At 70.6% G+C, this 19,117-nt stretch carries 19 protein-coding genes; 8 read left to right on the top strand and 11 right to left on the bottom strand.

Annotation, left to right across the window (positions count from 1 at the left end; all coding sequences use genetic code 11):
* Positions 1 to 3: 3 nt before the first annotated feature.
* The 4 genes from AB0I98_RS07920 to mmuM all read right to left on the bottom strand — a co-directional run bounded on the left by AB0I98_RS07920 (position 4) and on the right by mmuM (position 4,023).
* Complete coding sequence (locus tag AB0I98_RS07920; protein WP_362936890.1) at positions 4 to 1,053, bottom strand: LacI family DNA-binding transcriptional regulator; 1,050 nt, start codon at positions 1,051 to 1,053, stop codon at positions 4 to 6.
* 128 nt (positions 1,054 to 1,181) lie between these two features.
* Complete coding sequence (locus AB0I98_RS07915; RefSeq protein WP_362936887.1) at positions 1,182 to 2,744, bottom strand: amidase; 1,563 nt, start codon at positions 2,742 to 2,744, stop codon at positions 1,182 to 1,184.
* Complete coding sequence (locus AB0I98_RS07910) at positions 2,741 to 3,028, bottom strand: hypothetical protein (RefSeq protein ID WP_362936884.1); 288 nt, start codon at positions 3,026 to 3,028, stop codon at positions 2,741 to 2,743. Before AB0I98_RS07910 ends, AB0I98_RS07915 begins: the two co-directional genes overlap by 4 nt.
* Before the next feature lie 86 nt (positions 3,029 to 3,114).
* Positions 3,115 to 4,023, bottom strand: coding sequence for a homocysteine S-methyltransferase (gene mmuM, locus AB0I98_RS07905; RefSeq protein ID WP_362936881.1), 909 nt, complete (start codon positions 4,021 to 4,023; stop codon positions 3,115 to 3,117).
* 156 nt (positions 4,024 to 4,179) lie between these two features.
* Here mmuM and AB0I98_RS07900 point away from each other — a divergent pair, with 156 nt between their 5' ends.
* A complete protein-coding gene (locus tag AB0I98_RS07900) occupies positions 4,180 to 4,962 on the top strand; it encodes a glyoxalase (protein ID WP_362936878.1) in 783 nt (260 codons plus the stop codon).
* Positions 4,963 to 5,035: 73 nt separating this feature from the next.
* Here AB0I98_RS07900 and AB0I98_RS07895 read toward each other — a convergent pair whose 3' ends face one another.
* Positions 5,036 to 7,135: an autotransporter gene (locus tag AB0I98_RS07895; RefSeq protein ID WP_362936875.1), complete on the bottom strand. Its 2,100-nt coding sequence runs from the start codon at positions 7,133 to 7,135 to the stop codon at positions 5,036 to 5,038.
* Between the two features lie 186 nt (positions 7,136 to 7,321).
* On the opposite strand from AB0I98_RS07895, the gene AB0I98_RS07890 reads away from it, so the two are divergent.
* From AB0I98_RS07890 to AB0I98_RS07860, 7 genes are all read left to right on the top strand, one after another.
* Positions 7,322 to 8,410: a glycoside hydrolase family 43 protein gene (locus tag AB0I98_RS07890; RefSeq protein WP_362936872.1), complete on the top strand. Its 1,089-nt coding sequence runs from the start codon at positions 7,322 to 7,324 to the stop codon at positions 8,408 to 8,410.
* Between the two features lies 1 nt (position 8,411).
* Positions 8,412 to 9,824: an RICIN domain-containing protein gene (locus AB0I98_RS07885; RefSeq protein WP_362936869.1), complete on the top strand. Its 1,413-nt coding sequence runs from the start codon at positions 8,412 to 8,414 to the stop codon at positions 9,822 to 9,824.
* A 67-nt stretch (positions 9,825 to 9,891) separates the two neighbouring features.
* A complete protein-coding gene (locus AB0I98_RS07880; RefSeq protein ID WP_362936866.1) occupies positions 9,892 to 10,929 on the top strand; it encodes a rhamnogalacturonan acetylesterase in 1,038 nt (345 codons plus the stop codon).
* Positions 10,930 to 10,994: 65 nt separating this feature from the next.
* Positions 10,995 to 12,683, top strand: coding sequence for a DUF2264 domain-containing protein (locus tag AB0I98_RS07875; protein WP_362936863.1), 1,689 nt, complete (start codon positions 10,995 to 10,997; stop codon positions 12,681 to 12,683).
* Positions 12,684 to 12,856: 173 nt separating this feature from the next.
* Entirely contained in the window at positions 12,857 to 13,228 is a 372-nt protein-coding gene (locus AB0I98_RS07870) for a VOC family protein (RefSeq protein WP_362936860.1), read from the top strand.
* Positions 13,229 to 13,283: 55 nt separating this feature from the next.
* Positions 13,284 to 14,033, top strand: coding sequence for an isocitrate lyase/phosphoenolpyruvate mutase family protein (locus AB0I98_RS07865; protein WP_362936857.1), 750 nt, complete (start codon positions 13,284 to 13,286; stop codon positions 14,031 to 14,033).
* Positions 14,034 to 14,150: 117 nt separating this feature from the next.
* Positions 14,151 to 14,570 (top strand): NUDIX hydrolase, encoded by a 420-nt coding sequence (locus AB0I98_RS07860; protein ID WP_362937160.1) that lies wholly within the window; start codon positions 14,151 to 14,153, stop codon positions 14,568 to 14,570.
* Here the strand turns inward: AB0I98_RS07860 and AB0I98_RS07855 are convergent.
* Genes AB0I98_RS07855 through AB0I98_RS07830 form a run of 6 tightly spaced genes read right to left on the bottom strand, consistent with a single transcriptional unit; the run spans position 14,557 to position 19,109 of the window.
* Positions 14,557 to 15,282, bottom strand: coding sequence for a hypothetical protein (locus AB0I98_RS07855; RefSeq protein ID WP_362936854.1), 726 nt, complete (start codon positions 15,280 to 15,282; stop codon positions 14,557 to 14,559). The genes AB0I98_RS07860 and AB0I98_RS07855 overlap by 14 nt on opposite strands.
* Before the next feature lie 54 nt (positions 15,283 to 15,336).
* On the bottom strand, positions 15,337 to 16,737 hold the full coding sequence (locus AB0I98_RS07850) for a hypothetical protein (RefSeq protein WP_362936851.1): 1,401 nt from the start codon (positions 16,735 to 16,737) through the stop codon (positions 15,337 to 15,339).
* Positions 16,738 to 16,792: 55 nt separating this feature from the next.
* Complete coding sequence (locus AB0I98_RS07845) at positions 16,793 to 17,620, bottom strand: alpha/beta hydrolase (protein ID WP_362936849.1); 828 nt, start codon at positions 17,618 to 17,620, stop codon at positions 16,793 to 16,795.
* Entirely contained in the window at positions 17,613 to 18,200 is a 588-nt protein-coding gene (locus tag AB0I98_RS07840) for a TetR/AcrR family transcriptional regulator (protein ID WP_362936846.1), read from the bottom strand. Before AB0I98_RS07840 ends, AB0I98_RS07845 begins: the two co-directional genes overlap by 8 nt.
* 41 nt (positions 18,201 to 18,241) lie before the next feature.
* A complete protein-coding gene (locus AB0I98_RS07835) occupies positions 18,242 to 18,601 on the bottom strand; it encodes a DoxX family protein (protein WP_362937157.1) in 360 nt (119 codons plus the stop codon).
* A gap of 13 nt (positions 18,602 to 18,614) precedes the next feature.
* Positions 18,615 to 19,109 (bottom strand): cupin domain-containing protein, encoded by a 495-nt coding sequence (locus AB0I98_RS07830; RefSeq protein ID WP_362936843.1) that lies wholly within the window; start codon positions 19,107 to 19,109, stop codon positions 18,615 to 18,617.
* Positions 19,110 to 19,117 lie beyond the last annotated feature (8 nt).

The raw sequence follows: 19,117 nt of genomic DNA, 5'->3' as shown, positions 1-19,117 counted from the left end.
CGGCTACTTCGCCGCCACGGAGTCCCGTACGACGACATGCGTGCCCAGCAGCAGGTGCTCGTCCGGGGTTTCAGGGGTGCGGCCCAGTGCCGTACGGACGGCGAGACGGCCCAGCTCCTCGTAGGGGACGTGGACCGTCGTCAGGGCCGGGTGGAGATCGCGGGCGAAGGGAATGTCGTCGTAACCGGCCAGTGAGACATCGCCGGGCACGTTCAGGCCCGCCTCGTGCAGAGCGGTGAGCGCGCCCGCGGCGACCATGTCGGTGGCCGCGACCACGGCCGTGAACTCCAGCCCCCGCTTGAGTGCCTCGCGGATCAGACGGTGGCCGGCGTCGCGGGTGAAGTCGCCGTGGAGGAGCAGTGCCGGGTCGGGTTCCAGGCCGCGGGCGCGGTGTGCGGCGAGGTAACCGCGTTCACGGCCCTGCGCGGTGGTGTGGTCGGGCTTGCCGCCGAGGAACAGCACTCGGCGGTGGCCCTGGGAGAGGACATGGGCGACCAGGGCGTAGGCGCCGCCCTCGTTGTCGTACTCGATGACCGTCACCGGTGCGCCCGGCCCCAGCGTGGGGCGGCCGCACAGGACCAGCCGGGAGCCCGCCGACGCCAGCTGGTCGGCCATCCGGCGCGTGCGTTCGCGGTACTCGGGTGTGTCGGCGGAGCCGCCGACCAGGATCACGGCGGCGGCCCGCTGGGCCCGCATCATCTCGACGAACTCCAGCTCGTGCCGGACGTCGCCCTCCGTGCTGCACACCACGCACAGATGCCCGAGCCTGGTCGCCTCCCGTTCCACGCCGTGCGCCATGTGCGCGAACGACGGGCCGGTGATGTCCTCCAGCACGAACGCCAGCGTGGGCGTGCCCACCCCCGCGACCGCCTTGGCGCGCGCGTCGGCGACATAGTCCAGCTCGCGCACCGCCCGCATCACCCGGGTCCGGGTCGCCGAGCTCACCGGGTACACCCCGCCCAGCACCCGCGACACCGTCGACGCGGACACGCCCGCGCGCGCCGCCACATCCCGGATGGTGCTACGGCTCGCGTCCGCGCTCTTCCTCGTCATGTCCCGCCCACCCCGCTGTTCAGCTGCGGCAACACGGTGGCAACCGGTTCCCGATGCGGAGGCTAGCAGTGTGGGAGGGCCGGGGACGAGAGAGCTGCGGCGCTCTGCCCGCCTCAGGGGCCGCAGGGCTAGGCCGAGGTTGCCGCAGCCTCCTCCGCCGACAGCCGCGGACGCGGCACAGCGGCTTTGAGCCGGGCCGTCGTCGTCGCCGGATCCGCCGGCCGCCGGGTATGCCAGTCGGTGACCGCCTGATAGGCCGCCGCGAGCTCCAGCAGCCGGTCCTCCTCGTACGGGTGGCCGCCGAGGATCGCGCCGACCGGGATGCCGGCGGCGTCGAACCCGATGGGGAAGGCGATCTCGGGCAGCCCGAGGATGTCGAAGGGCACCGGGCCGGTCTGCAGGACGACGTCGCAGCGGCTCATGACCCCGTCCAGCACCTCTCGCAGCAGATGGTTCTTGGCCCGCTGGGCCGTGATCCACTCGTCGCCCGACAGCATCAGGCCCTGCAGCCAACTCAGCAGCGAGACACCGAACTTGGTTGGATCCATACGCAGCCAGTGCCGGAAGGGCTCGGTGCGCTCCGCGAGCCGGGCGGCGTTGAAGGTGCCCGTCAGCAGGGTCCAGTCGTCCGGGTACGTGACCTCGACGAGCGTCACGCCCGCAAGCGCCTCCAGCCGGTCCAGGAACGCCCCGCGCAGCTCCTTCTGCCCGGACAGGAAATCGGCGGGCACCCCGATCCGGGTGGCCCGGCGCATCCGGACCGTGCCCCTTCGGGAGACGACGGGTGTGGCGGCGCGGACGAGGTCGGGCACGGCGGGCAGCCCGAGCGTACGGGGGTCCTTCGCGTCCGGCCCGGCCATGATCTGCGTCATGATCGCCGCGTCCATGGCGTCCCGCGCGAGCGGTCCCGCGTGGTCGCGGGTGAAGGAGAGCGGGATGACGCCGTGCACGGACACCCGGCCCATCGTCGGCTTCAGTCCCGTGAGGTTCTGCTGGTTGGACGGCAGCACGATCGAACCGCCGGTCTGCGTCCCGATCGACGAGGCCGTGAGCCGCCCGGCCACCGCACAGGCCGGACCGGTCGACGAACCGCCCGGGTCGACGGACGGGTCCTCGGGTGTCCAGGCGTTGACCGTGGTGACCGTGCCGTTCGGCTTCGTGGCCCGGGTCGTGGCGAGCGGCCCCATCTGCCCCTTACCGAGCACGATCCCGCCGGCCGCGGTCAGCCGCGTCACAACCGCGGCGTCCTCGTCCGGGACGAAGTCCTCGAAGATGTACGAGTTGCAGCGCGTCGGCACGCCTCGCGTGAAGTAGTTGTCCTTGATGCACAGCGGAATGCCGCGCAGGGGGCCTCCCGATCCGCGGTCCGCCGCACGCGCCGCCTTGAGCGCGGCCTCTGCGGTGACCTCCGCGTACGCCTGATAGGTGGCGTCGTAGCGCTCGATCCGCTCCAGGTACGCATCGGTCAGCGCCGTGGACGTGAGCCTACGGCTCCTGATGAGGGTGACGGCCTCGGCGAGGGTAGCTTCTGTGGGGTCGGTGCGGGCGGCCTGTCGTACGTCGACGTCGGGGACGCGTACGGGCGTTGCGGCGGCGGCCCGTGCCGAGGTCGCGGACACCTGGAGTGCCGCTCCGCTCGCCACGGCCATCGAACTCGCCAGAAACACCCGCCGGTTGAGAGCACGGCTCATCGCGGGTCCGCCTTCCCGGTCCAGGCCTCGGTGATCGACGGGTACAGCAGCGGCGGCGCGGCCTGCTGGGCGTACTCGGGCCCGTCGGCCGGCGGAGTCCAGCCGGATATCGCGCCGGGCGTGGCCGCCACGAACGACCGCAGTGCGGCGAGCGCCTGGGCCCGCGTCGGCACCCCGGTGTCGGGGTCCGCCTCCTCGGGCAGCAGGGCGAGATCGAAGCCGGCCAGCGCCAGCCGGGTTCTCACATAGGCGTCCAACTGGTCCTGGGTGGGCGGCTCGGACACGGCAGCCTCCATGATCGGCGGGCGGGTACGAAGACTTCATCATCGGCGCGTGAAGTCCCCATTGAGCCCATGCTTCGCAGGAGTTACTACAGCGAGCGCGCGATCGACGTGATCGCCTCCGGCCCCACCCGGCAGCACCCGCCGATCAGCCGCGCCCCCGCGTCCTGCCAGCCCCGCACCTGCTCGGACGTGAAGCTGGAGCGGCCGGTCCAGGTGCGGGCCCCGGCGTCCCAGGCCTCGCCGCTGTTGGGGTAGACGACGACCGGCTTGCCGGTCACCCGGGCCGCGATCCGGATCGCGCCGTCGACGTCCTCGGGCGCGCAGCAGTTCACCCCGACCGCGATCACCTCGTCCGCGTCGGCGGCCGGCGCGAACGCCTCCTCCAGCGGCTGACCGGCCCGCGTACGATCCCCGTCGACCGTGTACGACAGCCAGGCCGGGACGCCGAGTCCCCGCACCGCCCGCAGCAGCGCGGTCGCCTCGTCGGCGTCGGGAACCGTCTCGAGCGCCAGTACGTCGGGCCGGGCGCCGGCCAGCACCTCGAGCCTCGGACGATGAAAACGCTCCAGCGCGTCCACGCTCAGCCCATACCCACCCCGGTACTCGGAGCCGTCCGCGAGCATCGCCCCGTACGGACCCACCGACGCGGCCACCCACAACGGCCGATCCGTCCGCGCCCGACGAGCGGCCTCCCGGCCCAGCTCCACACTGAGCGCGAGCAACTCACCCGCCCGCTCCCGGCCGATCCCACGCTTGCCGAAGCCCTCGAAGGTGGCCTGATAACTGGAGGTGATCGCCACATCCGCCCCCGCCTCGAAGTAAGCGAGGTGCGCCTCAACGATCGCCTCGGGCCGCTCGGCGAGCAGCCGCGCCGACCACAACTCGTCACTCAGGTCATGCCCGGCGGACTCGAGCTGGTTGGACATACCGCCGTCGAGGACGACGGGTCCGGCGGCGAGGGCGTCCGCCAGGGAGAGAGGGGTGTTGCTGGTCATGCCACGACGCTAGTCGAGCGCACGGCCAGCGGCCGACTGCGTCACTAATAAAGTTTGACTAGTAAGCCTCTGATGCATACGCTCGAGGTCCGATCGCGCGCTATGCGCAGGCAGGTCAGGTAGCGCGGGAAACCTGAGAAACAGGTGGGAGAACTGTTGCCGGGCACCTTGACGGAGACGACGTACGCGAATGAGACGACAGTGCCCCTGATGCCGTGCTCGGCGGTGGAGGAGACGCTCGAGTTCTACCAGGCCCTCGGCTTCGAGGTCACCTATCAGCAGACGAAACCGTACCTCTACCTCGCTCTGCGCTGGAGCGGCTTCGAGGTCCATTTCGGCAAGCCGCCCCAGGGATACGATCCGAACCGGGAGGACGGCGGCGGCTGTCTGGTCATGGTCGACACCGTCGCGCCTTACCACGCCGCGTTCACCCAGGCCATGCGGGCCGCCTACGGCAAGGTGCTGGCGACCGGGCGTCCACGCATCACGCGTTTCCGCCCTGGCCAGACCCGCTTCACTCTCATCGACCCGTCCGGCAACTCGCTGATCTTCATCCAGCGCGACGAACCGGCAGAGCCGGAGTACGGCGGTTCCAAGAAGCTGCACGGACTGGCGAAGGCTCTCGACAACGCCCGTATCTTCCGCGAGTTCAAGAACGACGACCGTGCCGCGTTCCGGGCGGTCAAATCGGCGCTACGCAGGCACGGACGGCAGGCCCAGGCCGTCGACCGGGCGATGGCTTTGGCGACGCTCATCGAGCTCGCGACTGCCTTGGACGAGCAGGGCGAGACCGATGACTGGATCCGGGAGTTGGGGACGATCCAGCTCACCGACGCGGAGCGGCAGCGAGTGGAGAGCGAACTACGCAACGCCGAACGCCTGAAGGAATGGCTGGCGGGGGAACCAGCAGCCTCGGACAACAGCTCATCCGACTCCTGAGAGGCGTTAAGTCGGAGGCCGAGACCGATCGACTCCTTCAGGTGTTCCGTCGGGAGGCGAGCGCGCGCCCTCGCTACGCCGCGTGCCGCCCGCCCCGCCTCCGTCCCCCGCCCCGTATCCGTCGCGTCGCCGGCACCATCAGCCCGCCCAGCAGGCCGAGCCCCAGCGCATAGGGCCACCAGCCGAAGGTGTCGCTCTCCGCGCTGGCCGTGCGTGTGTCCGCGGGCGCCGCGCCGGCCGCCGCACGGGTGGATGCGGTCGGGGAGGAGCTCGCGGTGGTCGCCGTCGTCGTCAGGACGACGTCGTTGCCGTCGCCGCCGCGGTAACTGATCCGGTACGTCGTGTCGGCGAGCTTCAGCCGGGCGCCCTCCTTGAGGCCGGTGAACGTGCCGGTGGTCTTCGTCCGGCCGGTGTGGTTGAGGATCTTGATCTCGCGTGCGGGACGCGTACCGGCGGCGGAGACATCGAGGTCTCCGGCCAGCCGGACCGCTCCCGCGACCTTCAACGGCTTGTCTGCCAGGACGAGTTGGCCTTTCGCACGCTGGGTGTAGTCACCGGTCACGGCGACACCGCCCGCGACCACGCCGTCGTTCGTCACCGAGCCCTTCACCGTGCCCTTGCCGGAGAGGGCCGTAGCCACACGCAGGACCCCCGTACCCGCGTCCAGCCGTGCCCCCTCCGACGTGAGCCGAATCGCCCTGCTGCGTACGAGCGTTGCCCCGTCCCGCAGCGCCAGGGTGCCCTTCTTCACGGTCGTGGCCCCGGTGTACGTCACCGATCCGCCCGTGAGCGTGGTCGTCGCCGCGCCCGACTGCACGAGCGACCCGCTGCCGCTGACGTGCGTCAGTTTCACCGGGTCGGTCACGTTCCGCACGACGAGCGTGCCGTCGTTCACCACGCGCCGCTGCTCCGTGCCCGTCAGCAGCGAGCCGTCGCCGCCCCGCTTGCCCGAGCCGAGCCGCAGCACCGCCCTCTTCTTCACCGTCGTCGAGCCGTCGTAGTACTGCTTGGCCGCGAAGGTGACGTCGTTGCCGGGTGTCCCGGCGATGACGATGTCACCGGCGCCGGGTGCGGACAGCGTGTCGTGGAAGACGCCGCCGCCGATGGGGGCGCCCAGGGTCACGGGCCCGTTGTAGTTGAAGGTGAGCAGCGAACGCGATCTGGCGGCGAGCAAGTTGATGTACACGGTCTCGGCGGTGCCCGGCATGAAGATCTTGTTCGTGGTGCCGTCGCCCCACTGGACGTTGGCGCCCTTGATGTTGGTGCCGCGCTTGTTGATGTTCTTCCGCGCGGGCGTCCAGTTCAGGGCGGGGTCGCTGAGCGAGGGGTCGGTGTCGCCGCCCTGGTTCGACCAGCTGTACTGGCCGGTCAGGACGACCTTGCTCCCCGGCCGGGACTGGACGTTGATGTCGCTGCCGTACTCGCGCTGGTAGAAGTCCATGCGCTGGGTGACGGTCTGGCCCAGCGGGGTGTCGACGGTCCAGGTGCCCTGGTTGAGGACCTTGCGCATATTGGGCAGTGACGTCGCGTACTCCGGTCGTCCGGCGTTCGCCTGTGTGCCGTTGTCGATCACCCCGGAGAAGGGGTGGGTGCCCGAGATGTCCCAGGTGCCCCAGAGGAACCTCGGCTGGGTGATCAGCCCGGAGCCGCTGATGGTGCCCAGGTTGTAGGCGCTCTTCAGGGACAGCCGCAGGGTGCCGTCGACCCGGATGTTGTCCTGGTTCAGCCGGAACGCCGGGGTGTTGTACGGGAAGCGGCCGATCAGCCCGGTCGTGCCGCCGTTTCCGTACTGCAGCGTCGCCCCGCGCTCGACCGTGATCGCGGGCGGGTCAGGGTTGGCCGTGGTGACGTACGGGTGGTTGCCGCCCTGCGTCGTGACCCTTTGCCGCTGCCGGGACTTCGGCAGCGTGAAGTCGCTGTCCTTGGTCAGGACCAGGGTGCCGGTGCCGCGAACGGTCAGTGTGCCCTCGCCCCGGAACGCGCCGTCGTACGTCGTCGTCCCCGACGGCACGGTGACGACCGTGTCGCCGTTGAGCGTCACGTCGCGGTCCGCGAGGACGTCGGCGGTGACGTCCCGGGTGCCCGCGGCCTCGGCTGGGGGAGCGGTCACCAGGAAGGCGACGGCCGCGAAGGCGCCCGCGGCCGCTGCTGTCTTGTGGGGGAAGCTGCTCACGCACAGGAGACGCGCGGGTCGGCGAGGGATAACAGAAATCTGTCCCACCAAAATTCGGCGCGTCGGTCCCGTTGACCTCCTCGTGGCACCCTCATACCTTTTCGGCGTTCGTAATCACAGATGACGTTCGCGATACCGAACGTCAACCACCGAACATCAAACTTCTCGCCCCGAGAGGCAGCCCGAATGAGCCGCTACGAACCCCATGCCCTCGACCGCAGACTGATGCTGAAGGGCGCCCTGGCCGCGGGCGCCCTGGCCGCCGCCCCCTCGGTGGCCCATGCCGCCCCCGACGCACCCAGCCGGAAGGCCGCGCCGTTCGTGAACCCGCTCGTCCGCAACCGCGCCGACCCGCACATCCACCGCCACAGCGACGGCCACTACTACTTCACGGCGACCGCCCCCGAGTACGACCGGATCATCCTGCGCCGCTCCCGCACCCTGAACGGGCTCGCCACCGCCGCCGAGTCGGTCATCTGGACCAAGCACGCCACCGGCCCCATGGGCGCGCACATCTGGGCGCCGGAGATCCACCGCATAGGCGGGAAGTGGTACATCTACTTCGCCGCCGCGCCCGCCGAGAGCGTGTGGGACATCCGCATCTGGGTCCTGGAAAACGCCAGTAGGGACCCCTTCAAGGGGACGTGGGTGGAGCGCGGCCAGCTGAAAACGGCGTGGGAGACATTCTCCCTCGACGCCACCACCTTCACCCACCGGGGCACCCGCTACCTCTCCTGGGCGCAGCACGAGCCCGGCATGGACAACAACACCGGCATCTTCCTGTCCAGGATGGCGAACCCGTGGACCCTGACAGGACCCCAAGTCCGGCTCTCCACGCCCGAGTACGACTGGGAGACCATCGGCTTCAAGGTCAACGAGGGCCCCTCCGTCATCGCCCGCCACGGCCGGCTGTTCATGTCGTACTCCGCCAGCGCCACCGACGCGAACTACTGCATGGGCCTGCTCACCGTCGACGCGGACGCCGACCTGATGAACCCCGCGAACTGGTCCAAGTCGCCGACACCGGTCTTCACCAGCAACGACACGACCAAGCAGTACGGCCCCGGACACAACAGCTTCACGGTCGCCGAGGACGGCCGCACCGACGTCCTCGTCTACCACGCCCGCCAGTACAAGGAGATCGTCGGCGACCCGCTGAACGACCCCAACCGGCACACCCGCGTCCAGAAGCTGGGCTGGAATCCGGACGGCACCCCCGACTTCGGCATCCCCGCGGCGGACACGGCAGCCGGTTCCGCGAAGGAGAGTGCGTGACATGAGACGTGCGTACGCGGTTCTGCTCGCCCTCTGTCTGGCGCTGGCCGGCGCCCTGGTCACCGCGGGCCCGGCCCAGGCCGCACCCCAGACCATCGTGAACGGCACGCAGTTCACCGACGTCAACGGTTCTCCCGTGCACGCCCACGGCGGCGGGGTCATCAAGGTCGGCTCGTACTACTACTGGTTCGGCGAGCACCGCAACGCCGACAACACCTTCCGCTACGTCGACGCCTACCGCTCCAGCGACCTGAAGAACTGGGAGTTCAGGAACCACGTCCTGACCGAGGCCAGCGACCCGGAGCTCGCCACCGCCAACATCGAGCGCCCGAAGGTCATGTACAACGCGTCCACCGGCAAGTTCGTGATGTGGATGCACAAGGAGAACGGTTCCGACTACAGCGAGGCCCGCGCCGCCGTAGCCGTCTCCGACACCGTGGACGGCAACTACACCTGGCGGGGCAGCTTCCGTCCGCTCGGCCAGCACATGTCCCGCGACATCACGGTCTTCGTCGACACCGACGGCACCGGCTACATGATCTCCGCCGCCCGCGAGAACTACGACCTCCAGATCTACCGCCTGACCAGCGACTACACGGGCATCGCCGCCCTGGTCGCCGACCCCTGGCACGGCGGCCACCGCGAGGCCCCGGCGCTGTTCAAGCGGGGCGGCGTCTACTTCATGCTGACGTCCGGCGCCACCGGCTGGAGCCCCAACCAGCAGCAGTACGCCACCGCCACGAACATCGCCGGCCCGTGGACCGCGATGAAGAACGTGGGCGACTCCACGACCTACGGCTCGCAGACCGCGTACGTCCTTCCTGTGCAGGGCACTTCGACCACCTCGTACCTCTACCTGGGCGACCGCTGGGGCAACTCCTTCGGCGGCACCGTCAACGACTCCCGCTACGTCTGGCTGCCGCTGACCTTCCCGACCTCCACCTCGATGTCGATGTCCTGGTCGCCGGAGGTCACCATCGACATGGCCACCGGATCGATCAGCGGTACGAGTGCCACGTACAACACCCTGATCGCCCGGCACAGTTCCAAGTGCGCCGACGTGACCGGCCAGTCGCTGTGGCAGGGGGCGCAGCTCAAGCAGTACGACTGCAACGGCGGCGCGAACCAGAGGTACTGGTTCAAGTCGGTGGGTAGCGGCTACTACCAGTTGGCCGTGAGAAACAGCTCCCTGTGCCTCCAGGAGAACGCGAACACGGTCACCCAGGAGAACTGCAACGCGTCGGCCACCAACCAGCAGTGGTCGCTCACCACCACCGGCAGCTACGTGAACGTGAAGTCCCGCGCGACAGGCGAGTGCCTGGACGTGAACGGGGCGTCCACCGCCAACTCCGCCGCGATCATCACGTACACCTGCAACGGCGCGACGAACCAGCAGTGGACGCGCGGGGTCTAGAAAGCGCTTGCCAAGCGCGATACGGTCCAGCGGCCAAGCCTTGTCGAGCCTGCGTCGGGAGCCGCGCATGAGACGTTTCGCCCTGACCGCCCTGGTGGCGGTCACGCTGGGTACCGCGCTGTCCGCGGTACCCGCCCATGCGCACCAACGGCCGCTGGACCTGTCCGACTGCACCGCCACCGCCTGCCACTTCGACCTCCCGCCCGGCACATACGACGTGAAGGTCCTCCTCGGCGGCGACACCGCGTCCAGCACGAGCATCACCGGCGAGACGCGCCGCGCGCTCCTCCCCGAGACGGCCGCCGAGGCGGGTGAGCGCGTCGCCCGCAGCTTCACCGTGAACGTCCGCACCCCCGAGGGTGAACCGACCGGACCCGACGGCACCGCGGGCCTCGACCTGGCGATCGGCGGCTCGGCCCCCGCCCTCGCCGACATCAAGGTCACCCCCGCCCGGCACACCCGCCAGATCTTCCTCGTCGGCGACTCCACGGTCTGCGACCAGCCCGGCGACCCGTACTCCGGCTGGGGCCAGCAACTGCCCCAGTTCCTCCGCAAGGGCGTCTCCGTCGCCAACTACGCCGACTCCGGCGAGAGCACGGTCAGCTATCTGCAGAACCCCCAACTGTGGGCCACCGTCCAGCCGTTGATCCACCGCGGCGACCTCGTCCTGATCCAGCTCGCCCACAATGACAAGACGACCGACGGGGCGACATACCGCGCCAACCTCGAGACACTGGTCGCGGGCGTACGCGAGAAGGGCGGGACCCCTGTCCTGGTGGCCCCCATCGTGCGACGCTGGTTCAACTCCGACGGCACCCTGAACAACGGCACCGCGCTCCTGGTCAACGGTCTCGGCGTCGACCACCCGGCCGTCACCCGAGCGGTCGCCGCCGCGCACGACGTCCCGCTGATCGACTTGACGGCGAAGACGAAGTCGCTCGTGGAGTCCTTGGGTGTCGAGGCGTCCAAGGCGCTGTACCTGTACAACGAGAAACGGGACAACACGCACACCTCCGTGCACGGGGCCACGGTGTATGCGGAACTGGTCCGTGCAGAACTCGTCACCCAGCATCTAGTGCCCAAGGGCCTGGTGCGGGTGGGATGAGCCCCTGGGGCGTTCCGACCGGAACCGGAGCGCCCCAGGCCTTTGCCGGAAGGACAGCGCTGCTGATGGAACTGCCCCGCGACGACCGTGACCTGAGCCCGTACACCGGTTACACCCGCGCGCACTGGGAGGCCGCCGCCGACGCCCTGCTCGCCGCGGTCGAGCCGTACGCCACCGAGGACCGTGCGCTGTACCACCTGCCCGGCGACCGCACGAGCTGGTCCGGCCGGCTGTCGGACGGTCTGGAGGGCTACGCCCGTACGCTGCTGCTGGCGGCCTTCCGCCGGGACGAGACCGCGCTGGAGCGATACGCAGACGGTCTCGCGGCGGGCGTCTCCGGCATCTGGCCGCGTATCGAGGACCGCAGCCAGCCGCTGGTCGAGGCGGCCTCGATCGCCCTCGCCCTGCGACTGACCCGCCCCCTCCTCTGGGACCGTCTCGACGACGGCGTCCGGCAGCGCGCCGCGGCCTGGCTCGGCGACGCGCTCACCGCCGAAGCCTGGCCCTGCAACTGGGAGTTGTTCCCGGTCACGGTCGGCGGCTTCCTCCAGGAAATCGGTTACGAAACCGACGCGTCCCGCGCCGCGATCGACCGCGGCCTGGAACGCATCGAGAAGTGGTACATCGGCGACGGCTGGTACACCGACGGCGACGGCCGCAAGTTCGACTACTACAACGGCTGGGCCATGCACCTCTACCCGGTGCTGCACGCCTGGCTCGCCGACGACACCGAGCTGCTCGACCTCTACGGCGGCCGGCTCGCGCGCCATCTCGAGGACTACGCCCGCCTGTTCGGCGGCGACGGCGCCCCTATGCACCAGGGCCGCTCCCTGACGTACCGGTTCGCCACGACGTCCCCGCTGTGGCTGGGCGCGCTGACCGGCCGTACCCCCCTGCCGCCGGGCGAGACCCGACGTCTGGCCTCGGGAGCCCTGCGCTACTTTCTCGACCGGGGTGCCGTGGACGACAACGGCCTCCTCACCCTCGGCTGGCACGGCCCCGACGAGGCACTCCTGCAAGGCTATTCGGGCCCGGCGTCCCCCTACTGGGCCAGCAAGGGCTTCCTCGGCCTCCTCCTGCCGCCGGACCACGAGGTATGGACGGCGACCGAGCAGCCCGGCCCGACGGAACGCTCCGACGCCGTGACCCCGGTCCACCCGGCCAACTGGCTGATCCACTCCACCCGTTCCGACGGCCTCGTCCGCCTCCACAACCACGGCAGCGAGGACGTCCGCTACGACCCGTACTACACCCGGCTCGCCTACTCGACGGTCACGCGGCCCTCACCGTCGTACGACAACAGCGTGATCGTCGACAACGACCCGAGCCGCACGGACATCGTGCCGCTGGGGGTGGGGGAGGGCTGGGTCGCCTCCCGCCACCGGGCCGCGGGCGGGGCCCGGGTGACGAGCCTGGTGCTGGCGCGCGGGGCGGTGGAGGTGAGGGCCTTCCGGGTGTCCGGTGCTCCGGAGGGCACCTCGGTGCGGATCACCGGATGGGCGGCGAAGGACGGCGCGCGCGCCGAACTCCTGCCCGTGGCGGGCCTGAACGACGGGCTCGTGGGAGCGACCGGCGACGGCGACACCCTTTTCGTCGCGCTGGCCCGCCTCACCGCCGAACCGGAACCAGTTCCGCTCGCCGACTCGGTGTCCGTGCGCGTGGACGACGAGACGAACGAGATCCACGTGCGGTGGCGCGGAGGGCGTGAGATGCGGGTCCGGTGGGAGGCGGGGGGCGTGGACGTGCGTGGTTAGCGTTCGCGCGCGCAGGGTCAGCGCCCTGCCCTCCTGGACCGCGATGTCGCCCGTGATGCGGGTGCCGACGACCTTGCTGTCATGCCCGCTCGTCGCCGCCGAGCGCCTTACGGCTGCCGCGACTCGCCCGTTATTGCGTTGCCCGGACCCTTCGCGTGCCAAAGAATCCCCGCATGACTTCCGCGATTCGCCATACGAGCATCGACTGCGCCCACCCCTACGAACTCGCCACCTTCTGGTCGCGGGTCCTGGACCTGCCCGTGCACGAGGACGACAAGCCCGGCGACGAGGAGGTTCTGATCGGGGGTGTGGGCCTGCTCTTCATCGCTGTGCCGGAGGTCAAGACCATCAAGAACCGCGTGCACTTCGACCTTCAGCCGCAGGACCGCACGCGTGACGAGGAGGTCGAGCGGCTTCTGGGCCTCGGCGCCACGCTGCTCGACGACCGCCGCAAGCCGGACGGCACCGGCTGGGCGGTTCTCGCCGACCCCGAGGGCAACGAGTTCTGTGTGGAGCGCGGGGCGGGGGAGCGGGCGGGAAGCTGAGGCGGCCGGGACATTTCGGCGGGCGCCGAAGCAACTCGGCCGTACGGTGCCGGGTATGAGCTTCGCCGACCTCCACCACGCAGACGATCCCCTGCTGCTGCCCAACGCCTGGGACCACGCCTCGGCATCCGCCCTCGCCGCCCAGGGCTTCCCCGCGGTCGCGACGACGAGTCTCGGGGTGGCCGCGGCCGTCGGCGTACTCGACGGCGTTTCCGCGACCCGGGAACACACGCTGCACCTCGCCCTCACTCTCGGCTCGGAGCCCTTCTTCCTCTCCGTCGACGCCGAGGACGGCTTCAGCGAAGACCCCGACGAGGTGGGGGAGTACGCGCGCGAGCTGGCGGTCGTCGGTGCCGTCGGCATCAATCTGGAGGACGGGCTCGGGCCCGTCGGCCGGCACGCCGCGAAGATCGCCGCGGTCAAGTCGGCGGCGCCCGGTCTCTTCGTGAACGCGCGCACCGACACGCACTGGCTCGGAGACGGCGAGGACACCTTGAGCCGCCTCGACGCCTACCAACAGGCGGGCGCCGACGGCGTATTCGTACCCGGGCTGACCGACCCCCAGGAGATCGCCTGCCTGGTCAAGCACCTCGGCGTACCCCTCAACATCCTCTACTCGCCCACCGGCCCGACCGTCCCCGCCCTCGCCGACCTCGGCGTGCGGCGCATCAGCCTCGGCTCGTTGCTGTACCGGCGGGCGCTGGGCGCGGCCCTGGAAACGGTTGCCGCGCTCCGAGCTGGGCGTACGCCGCAGGGCGCGGCGCTGTCGGTCCGGGAGGTGCAGGCGTTCGCGCGCACCCCGTGAGACCGACGGCACAGACCGGAAACGGCCCGGCTGGTACCGTGGATGCTTTCGTGGGTATCAGAACCTTTGTACTCAGCACCGTACTCATCACCGGCGAGGGACCGAGGAACCATGGATATGGACATCCCCGGCGACAGGCGACTGGCGGCCGCCGTCGTGATGAACGACGACCAGCAGGTGCTGCTGGTGCGCCGCAGTGAGAAGGAGCGGTTTCTGCCGCGGGTGTGGGGCGTGCCGTGCGGGAAGCTGGAGCCGGGAGAGAGTCCCGAGGACGGCGCGCTGCGTGAGCTGAAGGAAGAGACCGGGCTGCTCGGGGAGATCGTACGCAAGGTCGGCGAGTCGTCCTTCGTCAGCGAGTACCGGGGCCGCGAGATCAAGAACTGGCAGGACAACTTCCTGGTCAGGTCGTTGTCCGGGGAGGTCAGCCTGCCCGAGCCCGACCAGGAGCACATCTGGCTGCGGCCGTCCGAGCTGACGCTGGTCGACATCGACGACTACAACCTCGATGTCGTACGCCAGGCCTTCATGAACTCCTGAGCAGTTCCGCCAGACCGCCGAGCGCGCCCAGGTAGTCCGCCGTGCTCAGCGGCACCTTCGCCACCGCCCCCGGATGCGGGCCCGCCGCCGTGAACACATCGGTGCTGCGCCGCCGTTCGCTTCCCGTTTCCAGGAACAGCGTCACGGTGGGCCGGTCGGTGTCGCACCAGGCGCGGTGCAGGGTGTGCGGCGGCAGGGCGTAGGAGCTGCCCGCCGCGTACTGCCCCACATGCGTCAGCCGCAGCCGGGCCGGACCCGCCGGCGCCAGTCGCCAGTCCGCCGAGCTCTCCGCCAGGGACTCCTCGTACCGGTCCGCCGCGATCCCGCCGTCGCCCCGCACCTCGTACAGCTCCATGGCCAGCCGCCCCCGGACGATGTAAGAGGCCAGTGGGGAACGGTGGTTGTGGATGTCCTCCTTGCCGATCCCGCCCGTGCCGGGATGCCACAGATGCGCACGCAGCATGTGCCGGGGGCCGCCGTCGATCAACAGGAGCTTGTCGAAACCGAGTACATGGCGGTACGACAGCCTGGCGCATCCTTCCGGATCGCCCTCCCCGGAGGCGAGTTCGGCGATCAGCTCCAACAGGCGCTCGGAGGAGCCCAGTTCGGCGACGACGGAACGGGCAGCGGTCGCGAACTCACGCTCGGACAGCTCGCCGTCCATCGCCGAGGCCAGCAGCCGCCGAGCCGCAAGAACCTGCCGACCGCCCATGCATCATCCTCCAACTCCCGCCTGTGACAGGCGAGTTCGACCGACCTTCAGTGCTCAAGCCTCCGGCTGATACATCCATACGGCATGGGCCCGCAGCGCGCAAAGGCCTTGATACGTCATCCAGATCGGCCGGCGCAGCTGCGTGCCGTCACCGAGCCCCCAGGTCCAGATGCCGCCGGACTGCCCCGCCCACACCGCGGCGACGGCCCCGTCCAGCCGCTCCCGCAACCGGTCCTCAAGCCCTTCGTCACGGGCGACCCGCCGTGCCGTCGGCGACATCAGGGCACGGATCATCCAGGCGGCGGTGAAGTGCCGTACGTTCAGCACTTCGTGGCGCGAGGGGTCGTCGGTGCGGGGGCGCCGTACCTCCTCGCGGAGGTTGGCCAGGTCGGCGCAGGAGTCGTGCGGTCCGTCCGGGCAGGCCAGCAGCCAGCGGACGCCGTCCTCGCGGGTGGCGCGGGCGGAAGCGTTGTCGCCGAGGACCACGGCCGCCCGGTCGAGGGCGACCACCGCCTGGGCGGTGTGCAGCGCGGAAGCCCTGCCGTTGTCCAGGTCGAGCCGATAGTCCCAGCAGCGCAGGTGCTCGCGGCCCGGGTCGCTGAGCGCGCCGTCGACGATCGCCTCGCGCAGCCGGGGCAGCAGGGCGGAGTCGGGCGCGGCGCGCAGCAGTCCGCGCAGCACCGTCGTCATGACGTGCGTCGACTCCCGTCCGGCACGGTCGAGTTCATGCGTGAACCCGGACGCACACCGCGCCACCTCGTCCGCGAGCCGCTCCCGCGAGGCCCCCGCCCGGGCCAGCGCGCCCAGCACCAGCGCGGTGACCTCCGGACGCGGCTCCGACCCCTGCGAGCGGGCCGACCAGCCGCCGTCCGCGAGCCGCAGCCGCCACAGCGTGTCCACCAGATCGCCGGTGGACACCCGTCCGTCGGGCGCTCCGAGGTCGAGCATGATGTGCAGGCCGTAGGCCGTGCCGACCGCGGTGGGGCGGGCGGGGCTGCTCTCGCCCAGGGAGTGCGTCCAGCCGGTGAGCCGCCCGCGGTCCGGGTCGTCGACGACGGCCAGTTGCTCGGCGAGAGCGTCGTACGCACCGGCGAACACCTGGGGAAGCGGGCCGGGCGCGAGGGCCGGACCGGTCGCCGGAGCCACTGTGCTCGGCACGCGTGCGACGGCGGCGGCCCGGGCCCGCACCAGCGCCGCCGCCAGCCAGGCGGCGAGCCCCGTGCCGAGGCCGCTCACCCCGGCGATCAGATACCTGGCGGCCTCTCCGTCGAGGGAGTCGGGCAGGACCCCGAACAGGAACTGGAACACCCCGTATCCGGCCGCCGCACAGCCGAGTCCGCCGAGCCAGCCCACGAACCGGGCCGGCTGCGTACCGCCGTCGCCGTCACCGCCGTCCGGCACCGGGGGCACCGAACCGAGGCCGCGCGGCCTGCGGCCCAACTGCTGCTGAGACAAGGCGCGTTCCCTCCCCCCCCGGTGGGCGGCACGTGACATCCGCGAAGCTTCCAGTCTAAGTGGTCGGCGTGGCGCCTGGGGCGCCGACCGGAACCAGCGTCTCCGCGAGCCGCTCGGCAAAGGGCAAGGGGTGCTGGACGGCGCCGAGGTGTCCGCCCGGGAACTCGGCGAAGTCGCCGCGCAGGGTCTGGGCGAGGAACTCGGCGGTGCGGTGGAGGAGTTGGCCGCGGGAGTCGGTTCCGGCGGCGAGGGTGAGGCGGGAGGAGAGGGAGCCGAGCCTCTCGAGGTCGGGGGTGTACGAGGTGAACGGGCGCAGGACATGGCGGAGGGAGAGGGCCATGGGGCTGGCCAACTCCTCGTCACGCGACAGATGTTGAACCTCGGGGATCACCTCGGGGATCTCCGTGGGCTCACTCGACGTCAGCATGGCGGTCATCAGGGAGCCGGCGGCCGCGAGCCCTGCCGCGCGATAACGGTCGCACACCTCCGCGAACATGGCCTGATGCCGTGCCCCGTCGGGCAGTACACCGACGCTCGGCGGTTCGTGCGCGATGACGTGCCGCAGCCGTTCGGGATGCCGGGCGAGCAGATCGAGGGCGACGACTGCGCCGGCGCTGGTACCGAAGACGTACGCGGACTGCCCGTCGGGGAGCACGGCGTCAAGCACCCGCCCGGCGCCGTCGCTCCAGTCCTCGACCCGCTGGTCGGCGACGGGCAGCCCGAGGCGCCCGTGCGCGAGCCCGAGCGGGTCGTACGTCACGACGGTGAACCGCTCGGCGAGCCGCGCCGTCATCCCGTCCAGGCCCATGGGGTGCCCGGCGCCACCGGGAACGACGAGCAGGACGGGGCCGCTGCCGGCTATGTCGTAATACAGGTCAGTCACGCTTCTCCTTGTTTCGGGGCCAGTGATCCAACGCCACGTGCAGCGCCGCCACCGCCGCGTCCCACGATTTCTCCACATCGCGAGGCGCACCGAAGCCGCCGCTCGCCTCCAGCGCGCAGTAGCCGTGGAAGGTGCTGCGCAACAGGCGTACGGCGTCGGTGAGATCGGGCTCTTCCAGGCCGTACGCGCGCAGCATCCCGTAGGTGATCTCGGTGGTGCGGCGCAGGACGGGGGAGCCGGCGACGAGGGCCTGGTCGACGCGGATCTGCGTGGCGGCGTACCGACCCGGGTGCTCGAGCGCGTACGAGCGGTAGGCCCCGGCGAACGCGGTCAGCGCGTCCTTCCCGGCCCGTCCCGCCACGGCGGCAGCGATCCGGTCGATCATCTCCCCGCCGGCGAGCAGCGCGACCCGGGTACGCAGCTCCTGGAGGTTCCTGACGTGCGAGTACAGGCTCGCGTCTTTTACGCCGAAGTGGCGGGCCAGGGCGGAGACGGTGACGTTCTCGAAGCCGACCTCGTCGGCGAGTTCGGCGGCGGCCTCGGTGAGGCGGTCGGGGGTCAGGCCGGCTCTGGGGCTCATGGGGGCAGCTTACCTAGGGCCCCTAGGTTTTCGCCTAGCGATTATCGCAAGGTGGCCAGCCAGACAGTCACGGCCGCGGTGGCGGTGAGTCCGACGTTGAGCGTGATCCGGCGGTCTTCTCCGGTCAGGTGGACGGCGATCGCACCGGTCTGCAGGAGTACGAAGCCGATGGCCGCGGCCAGTGCCAGCGAGGGAGCGATGCCGGTCAGCGGCGGCAGGATCAGGCCGGTCGCGCCGAGCATTTCGACCGTCCCCAGCGCCCTCAGGGCGGGCAAGGGCACGCGGTCGACCCAGGCCATCATCGGTCGGAGTTGATCGCGGCTGCGGCTCACCTTCAGCGTGCCGGAGTAGAAGTAGAAGAGCGCGAGCAGTCCCGCGACGATCCAATAGGCGATGTTCATCATCCCGTCGGCTTCAGGCGAGGTCGGTGGCGGGCTCGGTCGCGTAGCGGTTCATCGCGTCGATGTTGGCCTGTGGCGTCAGCGGCCGGCCGCCGGCGAGCACGTCCTGGAGGTCTCGGAAGTACTGCACGTACAGGTCGGGGGTGAAGGTGCTGAGCATGACGGCGGGTTGGTCGGACACGTTGGCGAAGGTGTGCGGGGTACCGGGCGGAACCATCACGAGCGTGCCCGTGGTGACGTCGTAGTCCTCGTCCCCGACGGTGAACCGCACGGTGCCGGAGAGGATGTAGAAGCCCTCGTCGTGTCGGCCGTGGCGGTGCTGCGGGGGTCCCTGGGTGTGCGGGGCGAGGACGGATTCGGCGATCGCGAGGCGGTGCCCGGTGTGGCTGCCGTCCTCCAGAACGCGCATGTGCGTGGTGCCCAGAACGATCGTCTCGCCGTCGCCGGGACCCACCACCGATACGGCGGGGTCGGCCTGCGGCTTGCTGGGCCTTGCTTCTTCGGTCATGCTCACGA

Origin of the sequence: Streptomyces sp. NPDC050211 (genome assembly GCF_040656035.1) — a bacterium.
GTDB lineage: Bacteria > Actinomycetota > Actinomycetes > Streptomycetales > Streptomycetaceae > Streptomyces.
The sequence above is the reverse complement of the archived record's forward strand: the minus strand, read 5'-3'. Positions and strand labels throughout refer to the sequence as shown.